This is a genomic window from Limnohabitans sp., assembly GCF_044361985.1.
Taxonomy (GTDB): domain Bacteria; phylum Pseudomonadota; class Gammaproteobacteria; order Burkholderiales; family Burkholderiaceae_C; genus Limnohabitans_A.
The window spans coordinates 1-6405 of record NZ_JBIKHV010000112.1; the positions used below are offsets into that span (position 1 = coordinate 1).

General features: G+C 56.5%; 7 protein-coding genes. 4 read left to right on the forward strand and 3 right to left on the reverse strand.

The features are described from left to right. On the reverse strand, positions 1-222 hold a 222-nt coding region (locus ACIQ3A_RS13125), incomplete at its 3' end, for an SDR family NAD(P)-dependent oxidoreductase (RefSeq protein WP_396432177.1). Positions 223-376: 154 nt separating this feature from the next. Here ACIQ3A_RS13125 and ACIQ3A_RS13130 point away from each other — a divergent pair. After that, on the forward strand, positions 377-2068 hold the full coding sequence (locus ACIQ3A_RS13130; protein WP_396432178.1) for an electron transfer flavoprotein-ubiquinone oxidoreductase: 1692 nt from the start codon (positions 377-379) through the stop codon (positions 2066-2068). A gap of 8 nt (positions 2069-2076) precedes the next feature. On the opposite strand, the gene ACIQ3A_RS13135 is transcribed toward ACIQ3A_RS13130, so the two are convergent. Next, positions 2077-2859 carry an HpcH/HpaI aldolase/citrate lyase family protein gene (locus tag ACIQ3A_RS13135; RefSeq protein WP_396432179.1) on the reverse strand — a complete coding sequence of 261 codons (783 nt, stop codon included), beginning with the start codon at positions 2857-2859 and terminating at the stop codon, positions 2077-2079. 32 nt (positions 2860-2891) lie between these two features. Continuing rightward, complete coding sequence (locus tag ACIQ3A_RS13140) at positions 2892-3884, reverse strand: NAD(P)-dependent oxidoreductase (RefSeq protein WP_396432180.1); 993 nt, start codon at positions 3882-3884, stop codon at positions 2892-2894. A gap of 260 nt (positions 3885-4144) precedes the next feature. Here ACIQ3A_RS13140 and ACIQ3A_RS13145 point away from each other — a divergent pair, with 260 nt between their 5' ends. The 3 genes from ACIQ3A_RS13145 to ACIQ3A_RS13155 all read left to right on the forward strand — a co-directional run. Beyond that, positions 4145-5116, forward strand: coding sequence for a TRAP transporter substrate-binding protein (locus ACIQ3A_RS13145; protein WP_396432181.1), 972 nt, complete (start codon positions 4145-4147; stop codon positions 5114-5116). Positions 5117-5190: 74 nt separating this feature from the next. Further along, complete coding sequence (locus ACIQ3A_RS13150) at positions 5191-5685, forward strand: TRAP transporter small permease (RefSeq protein WP_396432182.1); 495 nt, start codon at positions 5191-5193, stop codon at positions 5683-5685. After that, positions 5682-6405, forward strand: a 724-nt coding sequence (locus tag ACIQ3A_RS13155) for a TRAP transporter large permease (RefSeq protein ID WP_396432183.1), incomplete at its 3' end; no start/stop codon positions are given. The genes ACIQ3A_RS13150 and ACIQ3A_RS13155, both read left to right, overlap by 4 nt.

Sequence of the window (6405 nt, forward strand, 5' to 3'; positions counted from 1 at the left end):
CGCAATGCTGTGCCGGTCGGTCACATCCAGCTCGACCACATGCGCATCGCCACCCGCAGCCTCGATCTCGGCGCGCAGGTCTTTGAGTTTCTCGACCCGGCGGCTGGCCAGCACCACGCCCGCACCGGCTGCGGCCAGGGTTTTGGCAAATTGGGCGCCCAGGCCACTTGATGCGCCAGTGACAAAGGCCACGCGGCCAGACAGATCGATTTCGTACGCCATGACAATTCCTTCCAGGGGGTTCGTGTTTGCTGCTGAAAACAGCTATCCCCATTGTGCGGGGGAATGGCCCTCAAGACGCATAAAATGAGTCACCCGCCCGACACGCTGCGTGCACGAGGCCTCCAGCATTCACAACTTCCCAAAAGAGACGTTCATGAGCCCCGAAGAAATTCTCAGCACCTACGGCCCCCGCGAATCCATGCCCTACGACGTGGTCGTGGTGGGTGGCGGCCCCGCCGGCCTGTCGACCGCGATCCGCTTGAAGCAACTGGCCGCCGAAAAAGGCACCGATGTGTCGGTGGTCGTGCTGGAAAAAGGCGGCGAGCCAGGTGCCCACATTTTGTCGGGTGCCATCATGGACCCCAAGGCCCTGACCGAACTCTTTCCCGACTGGAAAGCCATGGGCGCACCGCTCAACCAGCCCGTGACAGACGATGCCTGGAGCTTCCTGTCAGAGACCGGTGCCACCCGCACCCCCGGCATTTTCTTGCCCGAGTGCGCGCAAAACCACGGCAACTACATCATCAGCCTGAGCAATTTCACGCGTTGGTTGGCTCAGCAGGCTGAGAACCTGGGGGTCGAGATTTTCCCGGGCTTCACCGCCGCAGAGGTGCTGTACAACGACGACGGCTCTGTGAAAGGTGTTGCCACCGGCAATCTGGGCATTGGCAAGGACGGAGAGCCGACCGAGAACTTCCAGCTCGGCATGGAATTGCACGGCAAGTACACGGTGTTCGCCGAAGGCGCACGCGGTCACTTGGGCAAACAACTGATTGCCAAATACAAGCTCGACGAAGGCCGTGATCCTCAAACCTATGGCATCGGCATCAAGGAAGTCTGGGAGATCGACCCGTCACGCCACACGCCCGGGTTTGTCATGCACACCGCTGGCTGGCCCATGAACAACGACACCTACGGCGGCGCTTTCATGTACCACATGGAAGACAACAAAGTGGCCATTGGCTACGTGGTCGGCCTGGACTACGCCAACCCCTGGCTCAGCCCGTTTGAAGAGTTTCAGCGCTGGAAGACCCACGCCAACATCAAGTGGTACTTCACCAATGACCAGGGCGAGGTGAACGCCAAACGCATCGGCTACGGTGCCCGCGCCATCACCGCAGGCGGCCTGATGAGCCTGCCGAAAACCGTGTTCCCGGGTGGCGCCTTGGTGGGTTGTGATGCCGGTTACCTGAACGTCAGCCGCATCAAGGGCAGCCACGCCGCCATAAAGACCGGCATGCTGGCGGCCGAAGCAGCGTATGACGCCATCGTGGCGGGCCGCGAGCACGACGAGCTGAGCGCCTACCCCGAGGCTTTCGAGGCCAGCTGGCTGCACACCGAGCTGAACAAGTCGCGCAACTTCAAGGCCTGGTTCAAAAAAGGCCTGACAGTGGCCACCTTGATGAACGGCTTTGAGCAGTTTGTGCTGCGCGGTCATATCCCCTGGACGCTGCGCCGTGACAAGCCGGACCACGTCTACCTCAAGCCAGCAGCCGAGTGCGAGCAAATTGTCTACCCCAAGCCCGATGGCAAATTGACGTTTGACCGCCTGAGCAGCGTGTTCATCAGCAACACCAACCACGAAGAAAACCAGCCAGCGCACCTGACTTTGAAAGACGCTTCGGTGCCCGTGGGCATCAACCTGGCCAAGTTTGGCGGCCCTGAAAGCCGTTACTGCCCGGCCGGTGTTTACGAGTACGTGAAGAACGAGGACAACAGTGATCGCCTGCAGATTAACGCGCAAAACTGCGTGCATTGCAAGACTTGCGACATCAAGGACCCGACGCAAAACATTGTCTGGGTCACGCCAGAAGGTGGAGGCGGGCCGAACTACACGGGGATGTAAAGCACCGCTCAGTCTTTGGGTGCCAAGTCGATGTCCACAATGAGTTGGCCCAGGGCTCCCTGCAGCAAAGCGGTGTCGGTTCCTGCAGCCATCATGGTGTAACCCATGGCCTTGGCACGCTCTACCCAAGCCTTGTCAGTCGCCATGAAGCCGGCGATCTTGCCGTGTTTTTTGGCCACTTGAGCCACATGCTTCATGGCCGCCAAAAAGTCCGGGTGATCGAATTGTCCCGGTATGCCCATGAAGTTGGACAAGTCAAAGTGGCCCACCCACAACACATCCACGCCATCTACTGCGGCGATCGCCTCCACATTTTGTAAACCTCGTTCTGTTTCGATTTGGGCAATTAGCAAGGTTCGTGCATGGTAGTCGCGCATTTTTTCAGCGACGTCCCCCCCGAGGTAATCACATTGGGCAAAGCCGAATGCGGCCCCACGCCGGCCTTCAGGCGGATAACGGCATGCGCGCGCCAATGCCTCAGCCTGCTCCTGACTTTCAACCATCGGCACCATCACGCCTCTGGCACCCAAGTCGAGCGCCCGAGCTATCCAGGTGTACTCGCCTGTGGGCACGCGAACCATGGGCTCCATCTCCAGGCCTCTCGTCGTGGCGAACAACCACTTCAAGGTTTCAAAACCCAGTCCGGTGTGCTCCATGTCGTAAATGGCAAACCGAGCCCCAGCGTTGGCCAGAATTCGGGAAATTCCAGGGGTGAAAAACTCAAAAATCATGGCGCCGGCCACGACTTCACCGGACATTAAAACGGGTTTCAAATGGGAAGAGTGGCTCATGGCTTGACCTTGATTTGAATCTGTGAAAAGACTTAAGTGTTAACTACATACGGTGGCCTGCGCCCGTTCATCACATCGATGACAGCTCGAAAGGCACTGGCAGCCAGGGCTTGCATGCACTCATCGGTAAAGCAGATGCCGTGTGGCGTGACAATCACGTTGTCGAGTTGCAAAAGTGGGTTATCGGCGGGTGTGGGCTCAACCTCGAACACATCCAGTCCTGCCCCAGCAATCTGATGCCCTGCCAATGCAGCGTAAAGAGCCGATTCATCGACGATGGGTCCACGCGCCGTATTGATCAGGTAGGCCGTCTTTTTCATCAAGCCCAGCAAGCGCGCATCCACTAGGCCCCTGGTCGTGTCATTTAAGGGACAGTTGACCGTCAGAAAATCTGATCGCGCAAACAAACTTTCCATATCCACAAGTTCCACCCCGAGGGACGCCATCAAGTCTTTGTCGGCATAGGGGTCATGGGCAATGAAATGCATGTCGAATGGCTTGGCCAGGCGAAACATCTCGGCACCGATATTGCCCACCCCGATGGAGCCCAGAACCCTGCCCGTCAGGCCCGTACCGATGTGGTCGGATTTCTCTGCCCACCTGCCCGCTCGGGTCAACCTGTCCTTGATACCCACCTTGTGCGCCAGCATCAGCATAAAGGTGATGGCCGAAACCGCTACCGGGCGTCGAACGCCGTCCGGTGCAATCGTCAGCAGGATGCCCGCCTTTTCGCAACTGGGGACATCAATCGTGTCGTAACCAACGCCAAACCGAGCAATCAATTTCAAACGAGGATTGGCGGTGTGCAGACTGTCAGGGGTGAATCTGGTCAGCATGGCGCAAATGGCGTCGTAGCGCTCAACCTGTTCGGGTCGAATCACGGGAGTGTCGTCCATGTACTCCCATTGCAGACCTGGCTGGTTCAAGATTTCAAAGACTTCTTGTCCAAAAATGGGTTGGCCATTGCTCATCAAAACATCGGGGGTGATGCCCACACGAAATTGAACGGGGACGGTGTTGCTCATGATGCTCCATGCAGTGTGTGAAAAAGGCTTTCAGCTTCCCATCGCCTGATCGGCGCCCCGGTTATTTCAGCCAGGGGCCGACTGTGAAGGGCCATTTAACGCCAAATTGACCCCAGATTCAACAAGCAACGGGCAATTGAGCAAGCTTCGCGCCCCCTCGAAAACCCGTATTGGCGAATGCGTCATGAACCCCATAATCCATTTGTATGACAAGTTGATTCCCAGCTTGTTTTCAGGAAACCATCCACGAGGAGCATTCAATGAAATTGAGCAAACTGATGATAGGCCTGGGTATGGCCATGGGTTTAATGACCGCAGCGACTGCGCAAATCACCATGCGCAACGCGATCTCTGTCGCAGAAAATTCTCACGCTGGTGAGGCGGTCGTCACTTTGGCCAGAGAGGTTGAAAAGCGCACCAACGGGCGCATCATCATCAAAAATTTCTTCTCAGGTTCATTGGGTGGTGAGCGTGAGGTCATGGAAGCAGTGCAACTGGGCACCCAAGAGTTGGGCCATGGTTCAACTGGCCCCGTGCCCAACTTTGTGCCCGAAACAGCCATCCTGGATGTGCCGTTTTTGTTCCGCGATAAAGCCCATGCACGAGCTGTGCTCGATGGTCCTATCGGACAAGAGTTGTTGGCCAAATTTGAACCCAAAGGCTTCAAGGCGCTGGCTTGGACTGAAAATGGCGTTCGCCACATGACCAACAACAAGCGTTCAGTCAATGCCCCAGATGACCTGAAAGGTCTGAAAATGCGCACCATGGAAAACCCGGTGCACGTTGCAGCCTACAAAGGCCTGGGCATTGTGACCACGCCCATGGCGTTTCCGGAGGTTTTCACCGCTTTGCAGACCGGCACCATCGATGGCCAAGAAAATCCACTTTCGGTGATTCTGGCCGCCAATTTCGATCAGGTGCAAAAACACATCACACTCACCGGGCATGTTTACTCGCCCTCTGTTTTCATCATGAACAAAGCTGTTTTTGACAAACTCAGCAAAGCCGACCAACAGATTTTTTTGGATGCAGCCAAAGAAGGTGCCAAAGCCAACCGAGCCCGTGTTGACAAGGACGATGCAGGCGGTGTTGCTGAATTGCGCAAACGTGGCATGACCGTTGTTGAAAATGTAGACAAGGCCAAATTCATCGCCACGATGGGCCCTGTGAACGCAGAGTTTGAAAAGAAATTTGGCAAAGCTAACTTGGACCGCATTCGCAACTACAAGTGATCTGAGCCTTATTTGTGATGCCCGACCAGCGTATGCTGGCGGGCGTTTTTTCTTTAAAGCAAAGCCACGGGCCGATGAAACAACTTTTTTTGCGCTTCGAGCACTGGACCACGTCATTTTCGATGATGGTCGCCTGCCTCATGATGGCCTTGGCCTCCGGCTTTGGCATCCACCAGATCGTGACCCGATTCATCCTCGAGTCCCCCGCTGAATGGACCGAAGTGCTCATCCGTTTCAGCCTGATCTGGATGGTATTTCTGGGCATTCCCACGGCTTTCCGGCAAGGCGCCATGGTGAGCGTGGACATGCTGTACCGCATGAGCGGTGAGCGCATGCGCCGCGTTCTGGACAGCGTGGTAGCCATTGCGGCGCTCGCGCTTTGCGGCATCATTTTGTGGTGGGGCTGGGACTATGCCAACCGAGGCAGCGTTCAGTCCATGATCGGCCTCGATGACGTGTCCATGTTCTGGGCTTACCTGGCCATGCCGGTGGGCGCTGTGTTCAGCATCATCGGCATCATCGGTTTTTGGCTCGATCCCATCCGCATGGAAATGGAGACTGCACAATGAGCTTCGCCATGCTTTTCACGATGCTGCTGTGCTTTGCACTCACCATATCAGTGGCTGTCTCCATAGGTTTGTCAGCCATTGTCGGCATCCAAGTGGCCGAAGCGCACATGCTCATTTCCGTCAAGGAAATGTTCAACTCGATCAATAAATTTCCGCTTGCTGCCATCCCGTTTTTCATTCTGGCGGGCAACCTGATGGAGACCGGTGGCATCTCGCGCCGATTGGTGGAGTTTGCCAAGAGCATCGTCGGCGGCGTGCAAGGTGGCTTGCCCATGACTTGCGTCTTGACCTGCATGATCTTTGCAGCGGTATCAGGCTCTTCGGTGGCCACCACCTTTGCCATCGGTGCCATCTTGATTCCGGCCCTCATCAAACATGGCTACCCAAGACAATGGGCCACAGCCTTGCAAGCGACCTCTGCAGAATTAGGAGTAATCATTCCCCCCTCCATTCCCATGATTTTGTTTGGCGTCAGCGCCGAGGTCTCGATTGGCGAACTGTTTGTTGCCGGCGTGGGGCCTGGCCTGCTGATTGGTGGCGCCCTCATGCTCTTTGTCTGGCTTTATGCCAAATTCAAAGGCTGGGGCAAAAACGATGGTGACGGTCGCCTGAGTTTTGGCAAGGCAACATGGCAAGCCAGCTGGGCTCTCCTCATGCCGGTGATTGTTTTGGGCGGCATTTACGGAGGGGTCTTTACGCCCACCGAAGCTGCGGCCGTGG

Bases quoted from the DNA above. Each gene is read 5' to 3' on its own strand.
- ACIQ3A_RS13130 (WP_396432178.1), top strand. From the start codon at position 377: ATGAGCCCCGAAGAAATTCTCAGCACCTACGGCCCCCGCGAATCCATG.
- ACIQ3A_RS13135 (WP_396432179.1), bottom strand. From the start codon at position 2,859: ATGAGCCACTCTTCCCATTTGAAACCCGTTTTAATGTCCGGTGAAGTC.
- ACIQ3A_RS13140 (WP_396432180.1), bottom strand. From the start codon at position 3,884: ATGAGCAACACCGTCCCCGTTCAATTTCGTGTGGGCATCACCCCCGAT.
- ACIQ3A_RS13145 (WP_396432181.1), top strand. From the start codon at position 4,145: ATGAAATTGAGCAAACTGATGATAGGCCTGGGTATGGCCATGGGTTTA.
- ACIQ3A_RS13150 (WP_396432182.1), top strand. From the start codon at position 5,191: ATGAAACAACTTTTTTTGCGCTTCGAGCACTGGACCACGTCATTTTCG.